General features: G+C 68.6%; 21 protein-coding genes. 10 read left to right on the forward strand and 11 right to left on the reverse strand.

Annotated elements, in window-relative coordinates; translation table 11 throughout:
- Positions 1–11: 11 nt before the first annotated feature.
- The 3 genes from AB0A94_RS34725 to AB0A94_RS34735 form a co-directional block, all read right to left on the reverse strand.
- Positions 12–191 (reverse strand): hypothetical protein, encoded by a 180-nt coding sequence (locus tag AB0A94_RS34725; protein ID WP_361750460.1) that lies wholly within the window; start codon positions 189–191, stop codon positions 12–14.
- A gap of 5 nt (positions 192–196) precedes the next feature.
- Positions 197–616, reverse strand: coding sequence for a heme-binding protein (locus AB0A94_RS34730; protein WP_361750462.1), 420 nt, complete (start codon positions 614–616; stop codon positions 197–199).
- A gap of 97 nt (positions 617–713) precedes the next feature.
- Complete coding sequence (locus AB0A94_RS34735) at positions 714–1,922, reverse strand: MFS transporter (RefSeq protein WP_361750464.1); 1,209 nt, start codon at positions 1,920–1,922, stop codon at positions 714–716.
- A 141-nt stretch (positions 1,923–2,063) separates the two neighbouring features.
- Between AB0A94_RS34735 and AB0A94_RS34740 the strand changes: the two genes are divergently transcribed.
- A complete protein-coding gene (locus tag AB0A94_RS34740) occupies positions 2,064–2,528 on the forward strand; it encodes a MarR family transcriptional regulator (protein WP_361750465.1) in 465 nt (154 codons plus the stop codon).
- A 9-nt stretch (positions 2,529–2,537) separates the two neighbouring features.
- Positions 2,538–2,990, forward strand: coding sequence for a GNAT family N-acetyltransferase (locus AB0A94_RS34745; RefSeq protein WP_361750467.1), 453 nt, complete (start codon positions 2,538–2,540; stop codon positions 2,988–2,990).
- Positions 2,991–3,053: 63 nt separating this feature from the next.
- Here the strand turns inward: AB0A94_RS34745 and AB0A94_RS34750 are convergent, their stop codons facing one another.
- Entirely contained in the window at positions 3,054–4,442 is a 1,389-nt protein-coding gene (locus AB0A94_RS34750; RefSeq protein ID WP_361750468.1) for a serine hydrolase domain-containing protein, read from the reverse strand.
- A gap of 23 nt (positions 4,443–4,465) precedes the next feature.
- Positions 4,466–5,941, reverse strand: coding sequence for a replicative DNA helicase (gene dnaB / locus AB0A94_RS34755; RefSeq protein ID WP_361750470.1), 1,476 nt, complete (start codon positions 5,939–5,941; stop codon positions 4,466–4,468).
- Between the two features lie 460 nt (positions 5,942–6,401).
- Here dnaB and AB0A94_RS34760 point away from each other — a divergent pair, with 460 nt between their 5' ends.
- Entirely contained in the window at positions 6,402–7,739 is a 1,338-nt protein-coding gene (locus tag AB0A94_RS34760; RefSeq protein WP_361750471.1) for an MATE family efflux transporter, read from the forward strand.
- A gap of 82 nt (positions 7,740–7,821) precedes the next feature.
- Here the strand turns inward: AB0A94_RS34760 and rplI are convergent, their stop codons facing one another.
- The 4 genes from rplI to rpsF all read right to left on the reverse strand — a co-directional run bounded on the left by rplI (position 7,822) and on the right by rpsF (position 9,517).
- A complete protein-coding gene (gene rplI, locus AB0A94_RS34765) occupies positions 7,822–8,268 on the reverse strand; it encodes a 50S ribosomal protein L9 (RefSeq protein ID WP_361750473.1) in 447 nt (148 codons plus the stop codon).
- An 18-nt stretch (positions 8,269–8,286) separates the two neighbouring features.
- Positions 8,287–8,523, reverse strand: a complete 237-nt coding sequence (gene rpsR, locus AB0A94_RS34770) for a 30S ribosomal protein S18 (protein ID WP_003949403.1) — start codon at positions 8,521–8,523, stop codon at positions 8,287–8,289.
- Positions 8,524–8,565: 42 nt separating this feature from the next.
- Positions 8,566–9,150 carry a single-stranded DNA-binding protein gene (locus tag AB0A94_RS34775; protein WP_019525359.1) on the reverse strand — a complete coding sequence of 195 codons (585 nt, stop codon included), beginning with the start codon at positions 9,148–9,150 and terminating at the stop codon, positions 8,566–8,568.
- A gap of 76 nt (positions 9,151–9,226) precedes the next feature.
- Entirely contained in the window at positions 9,227–9,517 is a 291-nt protein-coding gene (gene rpsF, locus AB0A94_RS34780; protein ID WP_004929252.1) for a 30S ribosomal protein S6, read from the reverse strand.
- Positions 9,518–9,834: 317 nt separating this feature from the next.
- Between rpsF and AB0A94_RS34785 the strand changes: the two genes are divergently transcribed.
- From AB0A94_RS34785 to AB0A94_RS34795, 3 genes are all read left to right on the forward strand, one after another.
- Positions 9,835–10,149: a hypothetical protein gene (locus AB0A94_RS34785; RefSeq protein ID WP_361750476.1), complete on the forward strand. Its 315-nt coding sequence runs from the start codon at positions 9,835–9,837 to the stop codon at positions 10,147–10,149.
- A gap of 167 nt (positions 10,150–10,316) precedes the next feature.
- A complete protein-coding gene (gene femX, locus AB0A94_RS34790; RefSeq protein ID WP_361750478.1) occupies positions 10,317–11,438 on the forward strand; it encodes a peptidoglycan bridge formation glycyltransferase FemX in 1,122 nt (373 codons plus the stop codon).
- Positions 11,439–11,521: 83 nt separating this feature from the next.
- Entirely contained in the window at positions 11,522–12,553 is a 1,032-nt protein-coding gene (locus tag AB0A94_RS34795) for an alanine racemase (RefSeq protein ID WP_217130717.1), read from the forward strand.
- Positions 12,554–12,633: 80 nt separating this feature from the next.
- On the opposite strand, the gene AB0A94_RS34800 is transcribed toward AB0A94_RS34795, so the two are convergent.
- Positions 12,634–14,142, reverse strand: coding sequence for a glycosyltransferase 87 family protein (locus AB0A94_RS34800; protein ID WP_361750480.1), 1,509 nt, complete (start codon positions 14,140–14,142; stop codon positions 12,634–12,636).
- 98 nt (positions 14,143–14,240) lie between these two features.
- Entirely contained in the window at positions 14,241–16,868 is a 2,628-nt protein-coding gene (locus AB0A94_RS34805; protein WP_361750482.1) for a transglycosylase domain-containing protein, read from the reverse strand.
- 396 nt (positions 16,869–17,264) lie between these two features.
- Between AB0A94_RS34805 and AB0A94_RS34810 the strand changes: the two genes are divergently transcribed.
- The 4 genes from AB0A94_RS34810 (at position 17,265) to AB0A94_RS34825 (ending at position 21,021) form a co-directional block, all read left to right on the forward strand.
- Complete coding sequence (locus tag AB0A94_RS34810) at positions 17,265–17,948, forward strand: helix-turn-helix transcriptional regulator (protein ID WP_361750484.1); 684 nt, start codon at positions 17,265–17,267, stop codon at positions 17,946–17,948.
- A gap of 44 nt (positions 17,949–17,992) precedes the next feature.
- Positions 17,993–19,075, forward strand: coding sequence for an inositol-3-phosphate synthase (locus tag AB0A94_RS34815; protein WP_361750486.1), 1,083 nt, complete (start codon positions 17,993–17,995; stop codon positions 19,073–19,075).
- 78 nt (positions 19,076–19,153) lie between these two features.
- Positions 19,154–20,416, forward strand: a complete 1,263-nt coding sequence (locus AB0A94_RS34820) for an MFS transporter (RefSeq protein ID WP_361750488.1) — start codon at positions 19,154–19,156, stop codon at positions 20,414–20,416.
- 122 nt (positions 20,417–20,538) lie between these two features.
- A complete protein-coding gene (locus tag AB0A94_RS34825; protein ID WP_361750490.1) occupies positions 20,539–21,021 on the forward strand; it encodes a hypothetical protein in 483 nt (160 codons plus the stop codon).
- Positions 21,022–21,080 lie beyond the last annotated feature (59 nt).

Consider the following 21,080-nt stretch of genomic DNA (forward strand, 5'->3'; position numbering starts at 1 on the left):
GTCTCGTCAGATCATGCCGGACCGTCGTGCTCCTCGCCTGCCCCGCCCGTCACTTCGGCAAGCGCGTCCCGCTCGGCGGCCTTCTCCCGGGCGCGGTCGGTGTCGGTGAACTCCGCGACCGTGGCGATCTTGAAGTCGGCGAAGGCGGCGCGGAAGCCGGGGCGGCGCCGCAGGTCGCGTCCGGTGAGCATCGCCGTCAGACGAGGGACTCCACGGCGGCCGTGGCGAAGGCATGGTCCTGCTCCGGGGCGCCACCGCCGACACCGATCGCGCCGATCAGCCGGCCGTCGCGCCGGACGGGCACGCCTCCGGCGATGAACAGCAGCGGCCGGTCGAGTGCGGTGGGCAGGGTGTGGAAGAGGCCTCCGGGCTGCACGGCGTCCACGAGGTCGGCGGTCGGCGCGTTCAGCTGGAGCGCGGTGTACGCCTTGCGGGTGCTGGTCTCCCCGGAGATCAGCACGGCGCGGTCGTCCCGGCGGAAGGTGAGCAGATGCCCGCCCGCGTCGAGAACGGTGACGCTGACCGTGACACCGGCCGCGTCCGCGGCCTGATACGCCGCGCCGAGCAGGGCTTCGGCCTCCGGGGTGGTGAGCGGGGCGACGGCGGTGGGGCTCATGAGGGGATTCTCCTCGTGGTACTCGGTGTTGTCGGTGGTTCCGGGTGGGGAACCGGCCGGGGGACGGCCCTGGCCCCGCATCTGCCGGTCCCGTGGGTCAGTGGGAGACGACGGTCCGCCGCTCGGTGGGCACCGGACCGGCGAGCACGCTGCCGGGCGGGGTGTCGCGGCGCTCGAAAGCGGCCGAGACGAACGCCAGCACCAGGGCACTCGCGGCGAGAACGGCACCGACCCAGTTGGGGGCGGTGTAGCCGAGGCCGGCCCCGATCACGAGGCCGCCGAGCCAGGCGGACAGCGCGTTGCCGAGGTTGAAGGCGCCGATGTTCAGGGCCGAGGCCAGGGTGGGGGCGCCGTGCGCCTGGTCGAGGACCCGCTTCTGCAGGGGCGGCACCGTGGCGAATCCCAGGGCGCCGATGAGGGCGATGGTGACGGCTGCGGCGATCTTGTTGTGCGCGGTCAGGGTGAAGAGCGCGAGAACGACGGCGAGGGCGCCCAGGGAGAGGTACAGCATGGGCATCAGGGCACGGTCCGCGTACCTGCCGCCGACGAGGTTGCCGCCGACCATGCCGAGGCCGAAGAGGACCAGCAGCCAGGTTACGGAGCCGTCGGCGAAGCCGGTGACGCGCGTCATCATCGGCGCGATGTAGGTGATGGCCGCGAAGACGCCACCGAATCCCAGGACGGTCATCGCCATGGCGAGCAGGACCTGGACGTTCTTCAGGGCGGCCAGTTCGTGACGCAGCCGCACTCCCTCGGCCTTGGGCATGTCGGGGACGAGCCTGGCGATGCCGGCCAGGCCGACGACACCGAGGGCGGCGACGATGCCGAAGGTGACCCGCCAGCCGATGGACTGGCCGACGAGCGTGCCCAGCGGGACGCCGACGACATTGGCGACGGTCAGCCCGGTGAACATCAGGGCGATGGCTCCGGCCTTCTTTTCCGGGGCGACCAGGTCGGCCGCGACCACCGAGCCGATACCGAAGAAGGCGCCGTGGGCCAGCGAGGCGACCACCCGCCCGGTCAGCATGAGGCCGAAGGACGGGGCCAGCGCGGAGAGCAGGTTCCCCGCGATGAACAGTCCCATCAGCAGCATCAGCATCCGCTTGCGGGAGATCCTGGTGCCGAGCACGGTCATCAGCGGGGCGCCGAACATGACGCCCAGCGCGTAGCCGGTCACCAGATAGCCGGCGGTGGGAATGGAGACACCGAAGTCACCCGCGACCTCGGGCAGCAAGCCCATGATCACGAACTCCGTGGTTCCGATCCCGAAGGCCCCGATCGCGAGGGCCAGAAGCGCGAGAGGCATGGGGGAGAGACCTTCCCAGACGATTGCAGGGGCGCTTTGCGTGCCTCGACAATAATTGCAGACGCTGGCTATTTGCAAGCGCCGTATATTGCGGCCTTGCTCTACCCTGGTGTCAGCAGCTCCTGGACGGAGGAAACGCCCATGACAGCCACGGACCCCGCGCTCACCGCCCTCGCTCAGGGCTGGTGCGCACTCTCCCTGCTGCACGGGAGGATCGAGGCCCACATCGAGCGCGCCCTTCAGGCCCGGCACGACCTGAGCGTGCGGGAGTACTCCCTGCTCGACGTGCTGAGCCGGCAGCACGACGGTGACGGGGGGCACCTGCAGATGAAGCAGGTCGCCGACGCGGTCGTGCTCAGCCAGAGCGCCACCACGCGCCTGGTCACCCGTCTCGAGGACCGCGGACTGCTGGAGCGCTACCTGTGCCCCACCGACCGCCGGGGCATCTACACCAACGTCACCGAGGCCGGTCTCGAGCTGCTGGACGAGGCGCGGCCGACCAACGACACGGCCCTGCGCGAAGCCCTCGACACGGCGGCGGAGAACCCCGACCTCGCTCCCCTGGTCCGGGCCGTGGAAACACTGAAGGCGCCGGTGCCCGCGTAGGGTGCCGGCATGGAAGATCTGGAGATACGGGCCGCGGTCGCCGACGACGTTCCCGCGATCGTCGGCATGCTCGCGGACGACCCCCTGGGCGCGCAGCGCGAGTCGCCGGACGACCTCAGCCCCTACCTGACCGCCCTGGAGCGGCTCAGCGCCGATCCGAACCAGCACCTGGTCGTCGCGGTCCGCGCAGGACGCGTCGTCGGCACGCTTCAGCTCACGGTCGTTCCCGGGCTCTCCCGCCGCGGCGCCACCCGGTCGATCATCGAAGCGGTCCGCGTCCACGCGGACGAGCGCGGCAGCGGCCTGGGAAGCCGGCTCGTCGAGTGGGCGATCGACGCGTCCCGCCACGAGGGCTGCCAACTGGTCCAGCTGACCTCCGACAACACCCGGACCGCCGCCCACCGCTTCTACGAGCGACTCGGCTTCACGGCCTCCCACGTGGGCTTCAAACTGCCGCTGTGACGAAGGAACCGGGTCCTGTTCCACGTGAAACAGGACCCGCGGCCGCTCCCTGACGGCCGGGAGCTAGCCGATACCCCGCCATCCCTCCGGATCCACGCCGCCCGGCACGGGAGCCCCCTCCTCGTACGGCTGACGTGTGAACACGAACGAGCCCAGGTCGAGATGGCTCAGCGCCCCGTCCGACCGCCGTACGGGTTTCAGGAGTTCTCCGGCGTAGTAGCCCTCCAGGCCCACCCAGGTGCCGTCCTCCGCCGGGCGGAAACGCGAGCGCCGGCCGTTGCCGGACAACGGCTCCAGCGAGACGAGGCCGTCGGCCGAGAGCCGGAGCACGAACGCGGACGTCCCCCAGTACCACTGCCCCACCAGCTCCAGCGCCGCCGGATCCGCCTCTCGCAGCGGCCGCCAGGGAGCCGGGACACGTGGTTCCGCCTCGGCGACGATCCGGACGAGGTCGGCCGCGACCGTGAACGGCGCCGGTCCGGACGTGCAGTTGGCCAGGACCACCGCGCCCACGTCGTCCGCCACACTGATCGTGAGGCAGGCGAGGAAGCCCGGCAGTGAACCCGTGTGCCCGACGAGGGAACGCCCGTGCTGGTGACGGATCTCCATGCCCAGGCAGTACGCGTAGCCGCTCGCCACGTCCGCCGCCTCGACCGGAGCGGCCGGCGTCCTCATCTCCCGCAACGACTCGGCGCTCAGCACCCGTTCGTCGCCCTCGGCCAGGAAGGCGGCGAAGCGCGCCAGATCACCTGCGGTGGACCACAGTTGCCCGGCGGGCACCATCACCCCGAGATCCTCCAAGGGCTCGGGCAGCATCACATCGGCCCATGGGTGCACCGCCCAGCCACCCGCGTGCGGCGCTTCCGCGCGCACAGTCGTGCGACGCAGGCCCAGAGGTGCGAGTACTTCCCGCCGAAGCACCTCCTCCCACGGGGCACCGCGCAGCTTCTCGACCAGGGCGCCGAGCAACGCGTATCCGGGGTTCGAGTAGTGGAACCGCCGGCCGACGGGGTGCACCAGGGGCCGCTCGCCCAGCACGTCGGCGAGGCCTGGACGCAGGGACCCGGGGGTCCGTTCCCACCAGGGCCCGGGGGTCTCGGCGGCCAGCCCGCCGCTGTGGGCGAGCAGTTCGGCGACGGTCGCCCCGCCCACGCCCGTGTCCGGCAGGTGCTTCTCCAGCGGGTCGGCGAGATCGAGCGCTCCCTCGTCGCGCAGCCGGAGCACCAGAACGGCGGTGAAGGTCTTGGTGATCGAACCGATCCGGTACTGCACGTGCTCGTCCGGAGCGTGCCCTTCCACCGACGTCCGCGCTCCCGTCCACACGGCCTTCCCGCCCCGCACCACGGCCGCGACGAGCGACGGCGCGCGTCCTTCGCTCTGGGCGACGGCGATCCTGTGCAGCAGCGCCCGCCGTGTACCGGGCAGCAGTTCTTCCTGATGAGGTGTCGTCATGCCCTCAGTTCAGCAGGAACGGATCAGGTCTGTGCCATGTCCACGAAACGTGAGTAGTGGCCCTGGAAGGCGACCGTGATCGTGGCCGTCGGACCGTTACGGTGCTTCGCCACGATCAGGTCCGCCTCACCCGCGCGCGGGGACTCCTTCTCGTAGGCGTCCTCGCGGTGCAGCAGGATGACCATGTCGGCGTCCTGCTCGATGGAACCGGACTCACGCAGGTCGGAGACCATCGGCTTCTTGTCCGTGCGCTGCTCGGGGCCGCGGTTGAGCTGGGAGAGCGCGATGACCGGGATCTCCAGCTCCTTGGCGAGCAGCTTGAGGTTACGGGACATGTCCGAGACCTCCTGCTGACGGCTCTCGGACCGTTTACCGCCGGACTGCATCAGCTGGAGGTAGTCGATGACGACCAGCTTCAGGTCGTTGCGCTGCTTGAGGCGACGGCACTTGGCGCGGATCTCCATCATCGACAGGTTCGGGGAGTCGTCGATGTAGAGCGGTGCCGCCGAGACGTCCGGCATCCGGCGCGCCAGGCGGGTCCAGTCCTCGTCGGTCATCGTGCCGGAGCGCATGTGGTGCAGGGCGACCCGGGCCTCGGCGGACAGCAGGCGCATCGCGATCTCGTTGCGCCCCATCTCGAGCGAGAAGATGACGCTCGGCAGGTTGTTCTTGATGGAGGCGGCCCGTGCGAAGTCCAGGGCGAGCGTCGACTTGCCCATCGCGGGACGCGCGGCGATGACGATCATCTGTCCCGGGTGCAGGCCGTTGGTGAGCGAGTCGAAGTCGGTGAATCCGGTGGGCACCCCGGTCATCTCACCGCTGCGCGATCCGATCGCCTCGATCTCGTCGAGCGCACCCTCCATGATGTCGCCGAGCGGCAGGTAGTCCTCGCTGGTGCGCTGCTCGGTGACCGCGTAGATCTCCGCCTGCGCGCGGTTGACGATCTCGTCGACGTCGTCGTCGGCCGCGTATCCCATCTGCGTGATGCGCGTGCCGGCCTCGACCAGGCGGCGCAGCACGGCACGCTCGTGCACGATCTCCGCGTAGTAGGCCGCGTTGGCCGCCGTGGGCACCGTCTGGACGAGGTTGTGCAGATACGAGGCCCCGCCGACCTTGTTGATCTCACCGCGCTTGGTCAGCTCCGCGGCGATGGTGATGGGGTCGGCCGGCTCGCCCTTGGCGTAGACGTCGAGGATGGCCGTGTAGATGGTCTCGTGGGCCGGCTTGTAGAAGTCGTGGCCCTTGAGGATCTCGACGACGTCGGCGATGGCGTCCTTGGACAGCAGCATGCCGCCCAGCACGGACTGCTCGGCCTCGAGGTCCTGCGGCGGCACCCTTTCGAACGCGGAGCCTCCGCCGTCCCACACGCCGTTGTCCCGGCCGCGGTCGTGCTGCTCGTCGCGGCCCCTGCCCCGGTCCTCGCGGCGCCGGGAGGCGGGCAGACGATCACTGGGTCCGCTCTCGGCCCACGGGTCGTCCAAGGGCTCGGAAATGCTCACCGAGCCACCTCCTCCCGTCCGCCGGAACGGACCTCGCCGTGCCTCTCTGTTCTACGGCACGGCACTGACAGATAAGAGGCCCAACTCCACTTGTCGTGCGCCGGATTTGTGGCGTTTCTGAAACCGGTGGACGGAGCGAGCGCCGGACCACCGTAGGCCCGTCGGCACCGACAGCCAATCTGGTTATCCACAGGCCATGTGGACGACCGGCCCAATGCTGTGGAGAACTCGGCGAAACCTGTGCACGAGCCGGTGGACAGCCCTGTGAACAAGCCCGCACCTTTGACACCCACAAGGCTTTGACCTGCGAATTCATCGTCCACCGGCTGTGCAGAAGAAAAAGTTTCCCGGTCGGATCAAGATCGCTCCATGTGGTGTACGCAAGCCCACACCCAGAGCCACAAAGTAAGGGTCTCCAAAGCTTTGCATCTCTTACCTGTGGACGATTAGATTGGTGCACATGACACAGGCCCCCGCGCGGCCCGGAGCCGCTCGACGGCAGCATGACCGCGAGATCGTCATGCTGGCAGTCCCCGCCTTCGGCGCCCTCGTCGCCGAGCCGCTCTTCGTCATGGCGGACAGCGCCATCGTCGGTCATCTGGGCACGGCACAGCTCGCCGGTCTCGGCGTCGCCTCGGCCCTCCTGATGACCGCCGTGAGCGTCTTCGTCTTCCTGGCCTACGCCACCACGGCCGCCGTAGCCCGACGCGTCGGAGCCGGCGACCTCCCGTCGGCCATCCGCCAGGGCATCGACGGAATCTGGCTGGCCCTGCTCCTCGGCGCCACCGTCATGGCCGTCGTCCTGCCCACGGCGCCCGTCCTCGTGGACCTCTTCGGCGCCTCCGACACAGCGGCCCCCTACGCGACCACCTATCTGCGGATCTCCGCACTCGGCATACCGGCCATGCTGATCGTGCTCGCCGCGACCGGTGTCCTCCGCGGACTGCAGAACACCAGGACACCGCTCTACGTCGCCCTCGCCGGCTTCGTCGCCAACGGTGTGCTCAATGTCGCGCTGGTCTACGGCGCCGGCCTCGGCATCGCGGGCTCCGCCTGGGGCACCGTCATCGCCCAGTGCGGCATGGCCGCGGTCTATCTGGCCGTGGTGCTGCGCGGAGCGCGCAGGCACGGGGCGTCGCTGCGGCCGGACGCCGCCGGCATCAGGGCGTCCGCCCAAGCGGGCGTTCCGCTGCTGGTGCGCACCCTCTCACTCCGGGCGATCCTGCTGATCACGACAGCCGTCGCCGCACATCTCGGCGACTCCGACATCGCGGCCCACCAGATCATCCTCTCCCTGTGGAGCCTGCTCGCCTTCGCGCTGGACGCCATCGCCATCGCCGGGCAGGCCATCATCGGGCGTTATCTGGGCGCCGGCGACGTCCGGGGTGCCCGTGAGGCATGCCGCCGCATGGTCGAGTGGGGCATCGCGGTCGGTGTCGTCCTCGGCGTCCTGGTGGTGCTCGCCCGACCGGTGTTCCTGCCCCTGTTCACCAGTGACGCCACGGTCACGGACGCTGCCCTGCCCGCCCTGGTCCTGGTGGCGCTGTCCCAGCCGATCTGCGGCGTCGTCTTCGTCCTGGACGGGGTCCTGATGGGCGCGGGCGACGGACCGTATCTGGCCTGGGCGATGCTGCTGACCCTCGCGGTGTTCACTCCCGCCGCCCTGCTGGTTCCCTCGCTCGGGGGCGGACTCACCGCGCTGTGGGCCACGATGACGCTCATGATGACCGTGCGGATGCTGACCCTGTGGCTCCGTACTCGCTCCGGCCGCTGGATCGTCACGGGTGCCGCACGCTGACCGTTTCACGTGGAACACGGCGATGGGGGCCGCACCCCGAAGGGTGCGGCCCCCATGCTCACTGCTTCAGCAAGCGCGGCACTCAGCCGGCGACGACCTCGATGCTGACCTTGGCGGCCACCTCGGGGTGCAGACGCACGGACGTCTCGTGGGCGCCCAGCGTCTTGATCGGCGAGCCCAGCTCGATGCGGCGCTTGTCGACCTCGGGACCACCGGCGGCCTTGATCGCCGAAGCGATGTCGGCCGGGGTGACGGAACCGAAGAGACGACCGGCGTCGCCGGAGCGGACGGCCAGGCGGACCTTGACGCCCTCGAGCTGGGCCTTCACCTGGTTGGCCTGCTCGATGGTCTGGATCTCGTGGATCTTGCGAGCACGACGGATCTGCTCGACGTCCTTCTCGCCACCCTTGGTCCAGCGGATCGCGAGCTTCCGCGGAACCAGGTAGTTGCGAGCGTAACCGTCCTTGACGTCGACGACGTCGCCCGCGGCACCGAGGCCGGAGACCTCGTGGGTGAGGATGATCTTCATGAGTCGGTCACCCTTCCCTTATCGCGCGGTGGAGGTGTAGGGCAGCAGCGCCATCTCACGGCTGTTCTTGACGGCCGTGGCGACGTCACGCTGGTGCTGCGTGCAGTTGCCGGTCACGCGGCGGGCACGGATCTTGCCGCGGTCGGAAATGAACTTCCGCAGCATGTTCGTGTCCTTGTAGTCCACGTACGTGACCTTGTCCTTGCAGAATGCGCAGACCTTCTTCTTCGGCTTGCGCACAGGCGGCTTCGCCATGATGTTTCTCCTGTGTGATCAAGAAGTGTGGGTACGGCCCGCCTAGAAGGGGGGCTCGTCCGAGTAGCCGCCGCCGCTGCCGCCGGAGCCACCGCCCCAGCCACCGCCGCCGCCCTGCTGGCCACCGGCGGGAGCGCCGGTCGCCCACGGGTCGTCGGCAGGAGCGCCGCCGCCCTGCTGGCCACCGCCGGGGCCGCCGCCCCAGCCGCCGCCACCCTGGCCGCCGCCGCCACCCCCGCCGTAGCCGCCCTGGCCACCGCGGCCGGTGGTCTTGGTGACCTTGGCCGTGGCGTTGCGCAGGCTGGCGCCGACTTCCTCGACGTCCAGCTCGTAGACCGTGCGCTTGACGCCCTCACGGTCCTCGTAGGACCGCTGCTTCAGCCGGCCCTGCACGATGACGCGCATGCCTCGCTGGAGCGACTCGGCGACGTTCTCCGCCGCCTGACGCCAGACCGAGCAGGTCAGGAACAGGCTCTCGCCGTCCTTCCATTCGTTCGTCTGACGGTCGAAGGTGCGGGGGGTCGACGCGACACGGAACTTCGCGACGGCCGCACCGGACGGGGTGAAGCGCAGCTCGGGGTCGTCGACAAGATTGCCGACGACCGTGATGACGGTCTCGCCTGCCATGGGGAACCTCTCGGCGGGTTTGCTGCTGGCTGCTTGTGCTGCTACTCGAGTCCCGGGATCAGCTGAGCGGAAGAGCTCAGTGGGTCTCGGGGCGGAGGACCTTGGTCCGGAGGACCGACTCGTTCAGGTTCATCTGGCGGTCGAGCTCCTTGACGACCGCAGGCTCGGCCTGCAGGTCGATGACCGAGTAGATGCCCTCGGGCTTCTTCTTGATCTCGTACGAGAGACGACGACGGCCCCAGGTGTCGACCTTCTCGACCTTTCCGCCGCCGTCACGGACGACAGAGAGGAAGTTCTCGATCAGCGGGGAGACAGCGCGCTCCTCGGTGTCGGGGTCGAGGATGACCATCACCTCGTAGTGACGCATGTGGAACCCACCTCCTTTGGACTCAGCGGCCACGGTCGTTCCGTGGCAGGAGGGTCGTGATGCGTTGCTGCAACGATGCCTGTCAGTAAAACAGCCGCCACTGACAATCGAGGCCGGGCGGCGATCTCCCAGGCCGGCGAGGACGGACCGTGGCCCTTCCTCGACTCGCCTGGCTCTGTCCGGACAGACACCGATGCGGACGGTACAGAGTACCCACACAGCGGCTTCCGGTTGAAATCCGGCCGTGGGGACAGTCAATCTGTACACATCGGGTGTGTACGGCGCTACGATCCGCCGCCTTTCGCAGGAGGTGCCCCATGGCACAGGCATTGCGACCCAACACCACCGGAGGCCTTTTCGCCACGGACGGTAAACCCCACCCGCTCCAGGACACCCTCATGGCGGTGACCCTGGTGCTGGGGATCACGTCCTTCATCACGGCGATGTTCCACCATCTGCACCTGCTCAGCTCCTGGACCGGCCTGGTGGGGATCCTCATCGGCGCGTACGGCCAGTGGATCTCGGTGACGACCCGCGAGCGCTTCGGCCTCGTCCTGGGCCTCGGTGCCGCGGCGGTCGGGTTCTTCCTGGGCATGGCGCACGGGGGCCTCTTCGGCGGACTCTTCGACTGACGTCGGACACCACTCCTTTTCGAACACCGCCGAACGCCCCGGCCGGCGACGAGCCGGGGCGAAGGGCCCGTGCGCCCAACCGGGGCGCCCCCGAGGCGCAGTAGGCTTCGCGCGAGAGCCGGAGCCCCTGAACCCATGGGGACACACCAGCCCGAGGAGCGCCCCGAATGAGCCTGACCCTGAGGACCATCAGCCGAGAGCAGCATCTGGCCTACATCCAGAGCCTGCCGTCGGCGAGTCACATGCAGGTCCCGGCCTGGGCCGATGTCAAGGCGGAATGGCGCTCGGAGAGCCTCGGCTGGTTCGACGACCGGACCGGTGAGCTGGTCGGTGCCGGTCTCGTCCTCTACCGGCAGCTGCCCAAGATCAAGCGCTACCTCGCCTATCTGCCCGAGGGCCCGGTCATCAACTGGTTCGCGCCGAATCTTCAGGAATGGATCGAGCCGATGCTCGCCCATCTGAAGCAGCAGGGCGCGTTCTCGGTGAAGATGGGCCCGCCGGTGATCATCCGGCGCTGGGAGGCCTCGACCATCAAGAAGGGCATCCAGGACCAGGACGTGAAGCGCCTGCGCGACCTGGAGGCCGACTTCATCGAGCCCCGGGCCTTCGAGGTCGCCGACAAGCTGCGCCGTATGGGCTGGCAGCAGGGTGAGGACGGCGGCGCCGGATTCGGAGACGTCCAGCCCCGCTACGTCTACCAGGTGCCGCTGGCCAACCGTGCCCTGGAAGAGGTCCACAAAAACTTCAACCAGCTGTGGCGCCGCAACATCAAGAAGGCGGAGAAGGCCGGCGTCGAGGTCGTCCAGGGCGGTTACAACGATCTGCCCGAGTGGCAGCGGCTGTACGAAATCACGGCCGTGCGCGACCACTTCCGGCCCCGCCCGCTGTCGTACTTCCAGCGCATGTGGACGGCCCTCAACACCGAGGACCCCAACCGCATGCGGCTGTACTTCGCCCGGCACAACGGCGTGAACCTGTCCGCGGCGACGATGCTGATCGTCGGCGGGCACGTCTGGTACTCCTACGGTGCCTCCGACAACATCGGCCGCGAGGTCCGGCCCTCGAACGCGATGCAGTGGCGGATGCTGCGCGACGCCTACGCGCTCGGCGCGACCGTCTACGACCTGCGCGGCATCTCCGACTCGCTGGACGAGACCGACCACCTCTTCGGTCTGATCCAGTTCAAGGTGGGTACCGGCGGCCAGGCCGCCGAGTACCTCGGCGAGTGGGACTTCCCGCTGAACAAGCTGCTCCACAAGGCGCTCGACATCTACATGTCGCGCCGCTGACCCCTGTTGCGCCGCTCCGACGGCTCCATAAGCTCCCATACCTCTGATACACCGCAGCCACGAGAAAGGTTCCAGGTCCGGCCATGGCGCTCACGCTCTACGTCGACACCGCGCGCTGGCGGGCGCATCACAAGCACGTGCAGGAGCAGTTCCCGGGGCTGGTCCCGGTCTGCAAGGGCAACGGCTACGGCTTCGGCCACGAGCGGCTGGCCGAGGAGGCCACCCGGCTGGGCTCGGACGTCCTCGCGGTCGGCACGACGTACGAGGCCGCCCGGATCAAGGACTGGTTCGGCGGTGACCTGCTGGTGCTGACGCCGTACCGGCGCGGTGAGGAGCCGGTGCCGCTGCCCGACCGGGTCATCCGTTCGGTGTCGTCCGTCGACGGCGTGTACGGCCTGGTCGGCGCCCGGGTGGTCATCGAGGTGATGTCCTCGATGAAGCGGCACGGCATCAGCGAGCAGGACCTGCCCCAGCTGCACTCAGCGATAGAGAACGTCCGGCTGGAGGGCTTTGCCATCCACCTGCCGCTGGACCGCACCGACGGCTCGGACGCCGTCGAGGAGGTCATCGGCTGGATGGACCGCCTGCGGGCGGCCCGTCTCCCGTTGCACACCATGTTCGTGAGCCATCTCAAGGCCGACGACCTCGCCCGGCTGCAGCAGCAGTTCCCGCAGACCCGCTTCCGCGCCCGGATCGGCACCCGGCTCTGGCTGGGCGACCACGAGGCCACCGAGTACCGGGGCGCGGTGCTGGACGTCACCCGCGTCGCCAAGGGGGACCGGTTCGGCTACCGGCAGCAGAAGGCCGCCTCCGACGGCTATCTGGTGGTCGTGGCGGGTGGTACGTCGCACGGGGTGGGCCTGGAGGCCCCCAAGGCCCTGCACGGCGTCATGCCGCGCGCCAAGGGCGTCGCCCGCGCCGGCCTCGCCACGGTCAACCGGAATCTTTCGCCGTTCGTCTGGGGCGGCAAGCAGCGCTGGTTCGCCGAGCCGCCGCACATGCAGGTGTCGATCCTGTTCGTGCCCGCGGACGCGCCGGAACCGAAGGTGGGCGAGGAACTGGTGGCCCACCTCCGGCACACCACCACGCAGTTCGACCGGCTCCTCGACCGCTGACAGCGAGAAGGCCGTACACGGTTCTCCCGTGTACGGCCTTTCCTCTGCCCTGAGCAGGTGTCACCCTCCTGATCGTTCGCTCAGAGCGAACCTCCGGTGGCTTCCTTCCTGCCCCATTCGACCGGGGTTCCCTCGAAGTGGGCCGCGTGCCGTGCCGGGTGAGCCGCGGGTCCGAGCACGAACACGTCCTCCGCCCCGTCCAGCACCCCGCCCGAGGGGTCGTCGTCACCGGACCGGCGCACCGGGTCCCGCTCCGGCATCAGGATGTCGCGCAGGACCATGACACACAGGTAGAGCGTCCCCAGCAGGTGCACGCCGATCGCCCAGTGGTAGCCGTCGGTGGGCAGCCCCTTGTGGGCGTCCCCGCTGGTCGTGTAGGCGAGGTACATCCAGATGCCCAGGAAGTAGGCCACCTCGCAGGCCTGCCAGACGAGGAAGTCCCGCCACTTCGGCCGGGCGAGGGCCGCCAGCGGCACCAGCCACAGGACGTACTGCGGCGAGTAGACCTTGTTGGTGAGGATGAACGCCGCGACGATCAGGAAGGCGAGCTGGGCGAAACGCGGCCGGCGGGGGGCCATGAGCGTGAGCGCCGCGACACCCGCGCAGCACAGCAGCATCAGCGCCGTGGCGAGCGTGTTGACCGTGTCGGTGCTCAGCGGGTCGTCCGAGTTCTGCGCGAGGATCAGCCAGAAGGACCCGAAGTCGACGCCCCGCTCCTGGCTGAACGTGTAGAACTTCGACCAGCCGTCGAACGCGAAGAGCATCACGGGCCCGTTCACGACGAGCCAGGCGGCGGCCGCGCCACCGAGGGCCGTGCCGTACTCCCGCCACCGTCCCGCGCGCCAGCACAGCACCAGCAGCGGCCCGAGCAGCAGCACGGGGTAGAGCTTGGCGGCCGTGGCGAGCCCGAGGAGGACACCGAAGGCGAGGGAACGCCCGCGCGACCACATCAGCATCGCGGCGGCCGTCAGAGCGACCGCCAGCAGGTCCCAGTTGATGGTCGCGGTCAGCGCGAAGGCCGGCGCCAGCGCGACCAGCAGGCCGTCCCAGGGCCGCCGCCCGTGCGTACGGGTCACGCAGACCGCGATGACGGACGCGCACGCCATCAACATCCCGGCGTTGACCATCCAGTACCACTGCTCCTGGTCCTGGATGCTGCCGCTGCCGGGGGTGAGCCAGGCGGCGACCTCCATGAACAGGCCGGTCAGCACCGGGTACTCGAGGTACTGCATGTCCCCGGAGAGCCTGTCGAAGTACGGCACCAGCCCGTCGGCGAAGCCGCGCCCCTGGTAGAGGTGCGGGATGTCCGAGTAGCACGCGTGCGTGTACTGGGAGCTGGCGCCGAAGAACCAGGCTCCGTTGTAGCAGGGTGCCTTCTGCACCAGGCCGAGGGCGAACATGCCGATCGCCACGAGCGCGATCACCCGCACCGGGGTCCACCAGGAGGTCCCGGTCAGAGCACGCCGCCCGAGCGGACCGCCGATCAGCTCGCTGCCGGCCGCGGCGACCCGGTCCTCCTCGGTCGGCCGCACCGGCTCCGGCTCGTGGACGCTCGCTTGCGTCGATTCTCCACTGGGCATGCCGCACATCCTGCCGCATGGGGCTGGGGATACGCCGAGGGCCGCCGCACCCGGAGGTACGGCGGCCCATGTTTCACGTGAAACACCCAAGCCGGGCGATAAGCCGACTAACCGAAGAGACCGCCATCACTTCCGTTGCCGTTGCCTCTGCTGGTTCCGGTGTCGCTGCTGGCCGTGGGATCCGGCGAGCTGGTCGCACCTCCGTCGGTGCCGCCGCTGTCCGTGCCGCCCACATCGGTGCCGCCCGATTCCTCGCCGTCGTCCTCGCAGTTGAAGTCGAACGGCCTGCACGTGGCGGTATTGGTCGGCGGCGGCGGCGTGACCTCGGTCTGGCTGGGCGACGGAGGCGCCGTCGGCGTCTCCTTCTCCTCTTCCTCCTCGGTCGCCGTGACGCTCGGGCTGGGAGACGGTGCTCCGATCCCGTCCGCGATCTGACCGATCTTCTCGGCCTTGGGGAATCCGGGGTCGTCCTCGCCCTTCAGCGCGACCTTCATGTACTCGGTCCAGATCTGCGTGGGAACGTCACCACCGTGGATGGACTCATCACCCGCCGTGCCGTTCATGGAGAGCAGTTTGTGGTCCTTGGGGTCCTCGCGGAACATGGCGACCGAGGTCGCGAGCTGCTGGGTGTAGCCGACCCACCACGCGGACTTGTTCTCGTCGGTCGTACCCGTCTTGCCGGCCGCTGCACGCCCGAGCCCTTGCGCCCTGTAACCGGTACCGTTCTCGATCACGTTCTCGAGGACATTGGTGATGTTGTGCGCCACGTTCTCCGGCATCGCCTGCTTGATGCGCGGCTTCTCGAAGTTGGGAAGCTCCGTCCCCTTGTGCTTGACGGCGGTCACCGAGTACGGGTCGGCCTGCTTGCCGGACGCCGCGAAGGTCGCGTAGGCGTCGGCCATGCGGATCGCGCTGGGGGTCGACGTGCCCAGGGCGAACGACGCGTTGAGGTCGGCGAAGCTGTCCTTCAAAATGCCGGACTTCTCGGCGACGTCCGCCACGTTCTTCATCCCCACGTCCATGCCGAGCTGTACGAAGGGGGTGTTGACGGACTGCTCCATCGCCTTGTGCAGGGTGATGTAACCCCACTTGTAGTCGGTCTCGTTCGCCTGGTAGAAGGGCGTGTTGTCCTTCTTGAGGACGAGGGAACCGTCGTTGTTCCTGATCTGCAGGTGGTCGTTGCCGTTGTACTTGCTCTGCGGTGAGACGCCTTCGCCATTGGTCTTGTACGTGCCGTGCTCCATCGCGGCGGCCAGCACGAACGGCTTCCACGTCGAGCCGACGGGGACACCCGAGGTGTCCGCGTTGTTGTTGAAGTGACCGTTCTCGAAGCCGGCACCACCGTAGAGAGCGACGATCGCACCGTCATTAGGCTTCACCGACGCCGCGCCGAACTGGACGTGCTGGTCCTCCTCGCGCTTCTTCGGGTCGAGCTTCTCCTTCTCGACCTTCTTCACGGCCTTGGCCAGCGCCTCGACCTTGTCCTTCTCGAAGGTCGTGTAGATCTGGTAGCCACCCTGGTCGAACTGCGCCTCCGTGATGTCGGAGTTCTTCATGACGTAGCGCTTCGCCGTGTCGACGAGGTAGCTGATCTGACCGGTCATGCCCTTGGTCGCCTTGCGGCCCTGGGGCATGGGGTACTCCTTGGTCGCCTCCTGGTACTCGGCGTCCGAGAGGTGCTCGTCCGTGTGCATCTGCTCGAGGATCCAGGACCAGCGCTCCTCGGAACGCTCAAGGTTCTTCTCCGCGGTGGCGGAGGAGTCGAGGTTCACGTTGCCCGCGGGGTCGTAGTACGTCGGGCCCTTGAGCAGCGCGGCGAGGAAGGCGCACTCGCTGGCGGTGAGGTCGACCGCGTCCTTGCCGTAGTAGGTCTGGGCGGCGGCCTGGATGCCGTAGGCGCCGCGGCCGTAGTACGAGGTGTTCAGGTAGCCCTGGAGGATCTCTTTCTTGGTGAGCTTGGTGCCCACCTTGATCGAGATGAACATCTCCTTGAACTTCCGGGAGATCGTCTGGTCCTGGCTCAGGTAGGTGTTCTTCACGAACTGCTGGGTGATCGTCGAGCCACCCTGGGTGTCACCACCCGTCGCCATGTTGCCGAGCGCCCGGGCGATGCCCATGGGGTCGATGCCCGAGTCGTCGTAGAAGCTCTTGTTCTCGGCCGAGATCACCGCCCACTGCATGGCCGCGGGGATCCGGTCGATCGTGACGTTCTGCCGGTTCTGCCCGCTGCCGGTGGCGACCATCTGGGTCTCGTCGGCCCAGTAGTAGACGTTGTTCTCGGACAACGCCATGGCGTTCTCCTCGCTGGGCACGCTCACCATCGCGTACCCGATCCCCGCCACGGCGACCAGACTGCCGAAGAAGGCGAGGCACAGCCCGGACACGAGCTTCCAGGACGGCGTCCAGCGGCGCCAGCCGTCCTTGTCCCAGCGCGGATAGTCGATGATCCGCTTCTTTCCGGGAGGGGCCGAGCGCCCCCCGCCCCGGCCGGGGCCGGCGGCGCCGGCACGGCGGCCCCCGCCTCTCTGTGCCGCGCGTCGCGCCTCGGCACGACTGCTGTACGTATGCTCCTCACCCCCCGGACCACGGGAGCCCGACCCATAGGAATCGGACGGAGACCCGGTGGCGCCTCGCGGTGCCGCGCGGCGGCCGGAGGACGAACCGGACTGGCCGCGTCGGGCCGCGGCACGTCCGCCTCCCTGCGGCTGCGGCGGTTTGCGACGGTGCTCGCTCATCGAACGACTACTCCTCGGGCAGGCGCACCTTTGCGCGCCTGGAAACGGCGGCTGGTTTCCGGTCCCCCCGAAGTACGGATGCGGCGCTTCGCGCATTCACCCGTACTACACCGGGGACCAAGACGCCCCCGGGCGTCACTCGGTTCCCGGTGGTGTGCATGGCGCACAGACTACGCACCGCCAAAACCCGCCGAGCACAGAAGTTCACCTCAAATCAGGCAACTTGCTCTCGATGAATCGGTGATGTGATCCCGTTCACCTTTTTCCCCCTTGTCGCATCCGGGAGGCCGTTCTATCGTCGTGATGTATCGAGTCGATACATCAGCTCGGCATAAGGACGGCGACAAGCCGCACACGAGCCCGTCACGGCATGACCGCGGCAGAGAGGAGGCGACGATGAGCCGGCGTTCCGGGATCCTCGAGTTCGCCGTACTCGGCCTGCTCCGCGAATCTCCGATGCACGGCTATGAGCTGCGCAAACGACTCAATACGTCACTGGGTGTGTTCCGTGCGTTCAGCTACGGGACGCTTTACCCCTGCCTCAAGACGCTGCTCGCCAACGGCTGGTTGATCGAGGAACCGGGGAACACCACCGAGGACGCCCTCGCGGCCCCGCTCGCGGGGCGCCGCGCCAAGATCGTCTACCGGTTGACGGCGGAGGGTAAGGAGCACTTCGAGCAGCTGCTCTCCCAGACGGGACCGGACGCGTACGAGGACGAGACCTTCGCCGCGCGGTTCGCCTTCTTCGGGCAGACGTCGCGCGACGTACGCATGCGCGTGCTCGAAGGCCGCCGCAGCCGGCTGGAGGAGCGCCTCGAGAAAATGCGCGCCTCCCTGGCCCGGACCCGGGAGCGCCTCGACGACTACACGCTCGAGCTCCAGCGCCACGGGATGGAGTCCGTGGAGCGCGAAGTGCGCTGGCTGAACGAGCTCATCGAGAGCGAGCGGGCCGGGCGGGACCTGAAGGGATCCGCCACCGGGGAGCCCGCTCAGCAGGACACCACATCTGGAGCGACGGGCGGCCTGCCCCGGACCGGGGACGATCCCCGGCCGGATACGCCCGACGACACCGCCACGTGAGACCCGCCGAAGGGCCTCACTCGTACACACAGGGAGCAACCGGAATGGGTTCGGTTCGCGTAGCCATCGTCGGCGTGGGCAACTGCGCCGCATCGCTGGTGCAGGGCGTCGAGTACTACAAGGACGCCGACCCGGCGTCCAAGGTCCCGGGCCTGATGCACGTCCAGTTCGGCGACTACCACGTCCGTGACATCGAGTTCGTCGCCGCCTTCGACGTGGACGCCAAGAAGGTCGGCCTGGATCTCGCGGACGCCATCGGCGCCTCCGAGAACAACACCATCAAGATCTGCGACGTGCCGAACAGCGGCGTCCAGGTCCAGCGCGGCCACACCCTCGACGGTCTCGGCAAGTACTACCGGGAGACCATCGAGGAGTCCGCCGAGGCCCCGGTCGACGTCGTCCAGGTCCTCAAGGACAAGCAGGTCGACGTCCTCGTCTGCTACCTGCCCGTCGGCTCCGAGGACGCGGCGAAGTTCTACGCCCAGTGCGCCATCGACGCCAAGGTCGCCTTCGTCAACGCCCTCCCGGTCTTCATCGCCGGCACCAAGGAGTGGGCGGACAAGTTCACCGAGGCGGGCGTTCCGATCGTCGGTGACGACATCAAGTCGCAGGTCGGCGCCACCATCACGCACCGCGTCATGGCGAAGCTGTTCGAGGACCGCGGTGTCGTCCTGGACCGCACGATGCAGCTGAACGTCGGCGGCAACATGGACTTCAAGAACATGCTCGAGCGCGACCGCCTCGAGTCCAAGAAGATCTCCAAGACGCAGGCCGTCACCTCGCAGATCCCCGACCGGGACCTCGGCGAGAAGAACGTCCACATCGGCCCGTCCGACTACGTCGCCTGGCTGGACGACCGCAAGTGGGCCTACGTCCGCCTCGAGGGCCGTGCCTTCGGTGACGTCCCGCTGAACCTGGAGTACAAGCTCGAGGTCTGGGACTCCCCGAACTCGGCCGGTGTCATCATCGACGCCCTGCGCGCCGCGAAGATCGCCAAGGACCGGGGCATCGGCGGCCCGATCCTCTCGGCGTCCTCGTACTTCATGAAGTCCCCGCCGGTGCAGTACTTCGACGACGAGGCCCGCGAGAACGTCGAGAAGTTCATCCAGGGCCAGGTCGAGCGCTAGGACCTCCCTCTTGTGGGCAGTTGAGGGTCTCCGGGTCGTATGGCCCGGGGACCCTCTTCGTATGTGAGGCTGTGCCCCATGGCCGTCGTCCATGACCTGCGCGTTCTGCTGCGCCTCCAGGGCTTCAGACGTCTGCTCGCCGTCCGGCTGCTCTCCCAGGGCGCCGACGGTGTCTTCCAGGTCGCGCTCGCCGCCTACGTGGTCTTCTCCCCCGAGAAGCAGACGTCGGCCACGGCGATCGCCTCCGCGATGGCGGTTCTGCTCCTCCCGTACTCCGTGGTCGGCCCCTTCGCGGGAGTCCTCCTCGACCGCTGGCGCCGCCGTCAGGTCTTCCTGTACGGCAACCTGCTGCGCGCCCTGATGGCCTCGGTGACCGCCCTCCTGATCCTCGGCCGGGTGCCCGACTGGCTCCTCTTCGTCGCCGCCCTGTGCGTCACGGGCGTCAACCGCTTCGTCCTCGCCGGACTGTCCGCCGCGCTGCCGCGCGTGGTGGACCGCGAGCGGCTGGTCGTCGCCAACTCCCTGTCCCCGACCGCCGGAACGCTCGCCGCGACCGCGGGCGGTGGACTCGCCTTCGTCGTCCGCCTGGTCGTCGCCGACTCCGACGCGGCCGTGGTGCTCGTGGGCGCCGCGCTGTACCTGTGCGCGGCCGTGGCATCGCTCCGCATCGCGAAGGAACTGCTCGGTCCCGACCGCGCGTTGGTACGTCCCCGGCTGGCCACGGCACTCACCGGCACCGCTCGGGACCTGGTGGCGGGCGTACGGCACCTCGCCGCGCCCCGGCGCAGGGAGGCCGCCTGGGCGCTCACGGCGATGTCGCTCATGCGGTTCTGCTACGGCGCGATGCTCGTCATGCTGCTGATGCTCTGCCGGTACGCCCTGACGTCGACCACCGAGGAGGGGCTCGCCCTGCTGGGGCTGGCGTTGGGCGTGTCCGGCGCCGGCTTCTTCGCCGCTGCCGTCCTCACGCCCTGGGCCGCGGGACGGCTCGGTCCCGGCCGCTGGATCGTGGTGTGCGCAGCGGCGGCGGCCGTACTGGAGCCGGCGCTCGGTCTGCCCTTCGCCACCGGCCCCTTGCTGGCCGGGGCGTTCGTCCTGGGCCTGACCACCCAGGGCGCGAAGATCGCCACGGACACCGTCGTCCAGGCCTGTGTCGACGACGACTTCCGCGGCCGGATCTTCTCGGTGTACGACGTCCTGTTCAACGTGGCCTTCGTCGGCGCCGCGGGAGTGGCTGCCCTGATGCTGCCGCCGGACGGCCGATCGGTTCCACTGGTGGTAACGATCGCCGTTATCTACGGAGCAGTAGCTGTGGGTATGGCTCGTTTTGAGCGTCAGTAAGTGTCACATCAACGCCACAGAGCTTTATTGAGCTACGGAGTTGTCAGTGCGGGCCGGTAGCTTACGTGCGTCTTATCAACGCTTCTTTCACGCCACGCACCCATGTTCTAGGGGGACCCCAAGTGACCACTCCGCCGCCTCAGGGCAATCCGTTCGCACAGGGCCAGCAGCAGCCCTACGGCCAGCCCCAGGGTCAGGCCCCCTTCCCGCAGCAGGCGGGCCAGCCCGGCTTCCCCCCGCCGGGTGCGCCGGTTCCCCCGCAGCAGGGTCGCAAGCTCAGCTTCAAGACGATCAAGAACATCGTCATCGTCCTGATCGTCGCCGGTGTGGCCATCGGCGGCTGGATCACCAGCCAGGACGACGCCAACACCGCCGCCGTCGGCGACTGCATGCACCGGGGCAGCACGAACGACAACAGCCCGGACCTCGAGGTCGTCGACTGCGGTGACGCGAAGGCGCAGTACACGGTGCTCGCCAAGATCGAGGGCGACTTCTCCGGTCTCACGGCTCAGAGCAAGTGCGACGCGGCGGCCAAGGACTTCGAGTACGTGTACACGGAGACCAACGGCAGCCAGAGCTTCCTCCTCTGCCTGAAGGACAAGTAGAGAAGACGGTGAGGGGTGGCGTTTCACGTGAAACGTCACCCCTCGCGCACATCCGCGGG

This window comes from Streptomyces sp. NPDC044984 (assembly GCF_040646935.1).
GTDB lineage: Bacteria > Actinomycetota > Actinomycetes > Streptomycetales > Streptomycetaceae > Streptomyces.

Excerpts from the sequence above, each read along its gene's own strand:
- AB0A94_RS34760 (WP_361750471.1), top strand. The coding sequence starts at position 6,402 with ATGACACAGGCCCCCGCGCGGCCCGGAGCCGCTCGACGGCAGCATGAC.
- AB0A94_RS34815 (WP_361750486.1), top strand. The coding sequence starts at position 17,993 with ATGGGTTCGGTTCGCGTAGCCATCGTCGGCGTGGGCAACTGCGCCGCA.
- AB0A94_RS34775 (WP_019525359.1), bottom strand. The coding sequence starts at position 9,150 with ATGGCAGGCGAGACCGTCATCACGGTCGTCGGCAATCTTGTCGACGAC.
- AB0A94_RS34730 (WP_361750462.1), bottom strand. The coding sequence starts at position 616 with ATGAGCCCCACCGCCGTCGCCCCGCTCACCACCCCGGAGGCCGAAGCC.
- rpsF (WP_004929252.1), bottom strand. The coding sequence starts at position 9,517 with ATGCGTCACTACGAGGTGATGGTCATCCTCGACCCCGACACCGAGGAG.
- AB0A94_RS34820 (WP_361750488.1), top strand. The coding sequence starts at position 19,154 with ATGGCCGTCGTCCATGACCTGCGCGTTCTGCTGCGCCTCCAGGGCTTC.
- AB0A94_RS34735 (WP_361750464.1), bottom strand. The coding sequence starts at position 1,922 with ATGCCTCTCGCGCTTCTGGCCCTCGCGATCGGGGCCTTCGGGATCGGA.
- rplI (WP_361750473.1), bottom strand. The coding sequence starts at position 8,268 with ATGAAGATCATCCTCACCCACGAGGTCTCCGGCCTCGGTGCCGCGGGC.
- AB0A94_RS34785 (WP_361750476.1), top strand. The coding sequence starts at position 9,835 with ATGGCACAGGCATTGCGACCCAACACCACCGGAGGCCTTTTCGCCACG.
- AB0A94_RS34725 (WP_361750460.1), bottom strand. The coding sequence starts at position 191 with ATGCTCACCGGACGCGACCTGCGGCGCCGCCCCGGCTTCCGCGCCGCC.
- AB0A94_RS34740 (WP_361750465.1), top strand. The coding sequence starts at position 2,064 with ATGACAGCCACGGACCCCGCGCTCACCGCCCTCGCTCAGGGCTGGTGC.
- AB0A94_RS34795 (WP_217130717.1), top strand. The coding sequence starts at position 11,522 with ATGGCGCTCACGCTCTACGTCGACACCGCGCGCTGGCGGGCGCATCAC.
- rpsR (WP_003949403.1), bottom strand. The coding sequence starts at position 8,523 with ATGGCGAAGCCGCCTGTGCGCAAGCCGAAGAAGAAGGTCTGCGCATTC.
- AB0A94_RS34800 (WP_361750480.1), bottom strand. The coding sequence starts at position 14,142 with ATGTGCGGCATGCCCAGTGGAGAATCGACGCAAGCGAGCGTCCACGAG.
- AB0A94_RS34745 (WP_361750467.1), top strand. The coding sequence starts at position 2,538 with ATGGAAGATCTGGAGATACGGGCCGCGGTCGCCGACGACGTTCCCGCG.
- femX (WP_361750478.1), top strand. The coding sequence starts at position 10,317 with ATGAGCCTGACCCTGAGGACCATCAGCCGAGAGCAGCATCTGGCCTAC.
- AB0A94_RS34805 (WP_361750482.1), bottom strand. The coding sequence starts at position 16,868 with ATGAGCGAGCACCGTCGCAAACCGCCGCAGCCGCAGGGAGGCGGACGT.
- AB0A94_RS34750 (WP_361750468.1), bottom strand. The coding sequence starts at position 4,442 with ATGACGACACCTCATCAGGAAGAACTGCTGCCCGGTACACGGCGGGCG.
- AB0A94_RS34810 (WP_361750484.1), top strand. The coding sequence starts at position 17,265 with ATGAGCCGGCGTTCCGGGATCCTCGAGTTCGCCGTACTCGGCCTGCTC.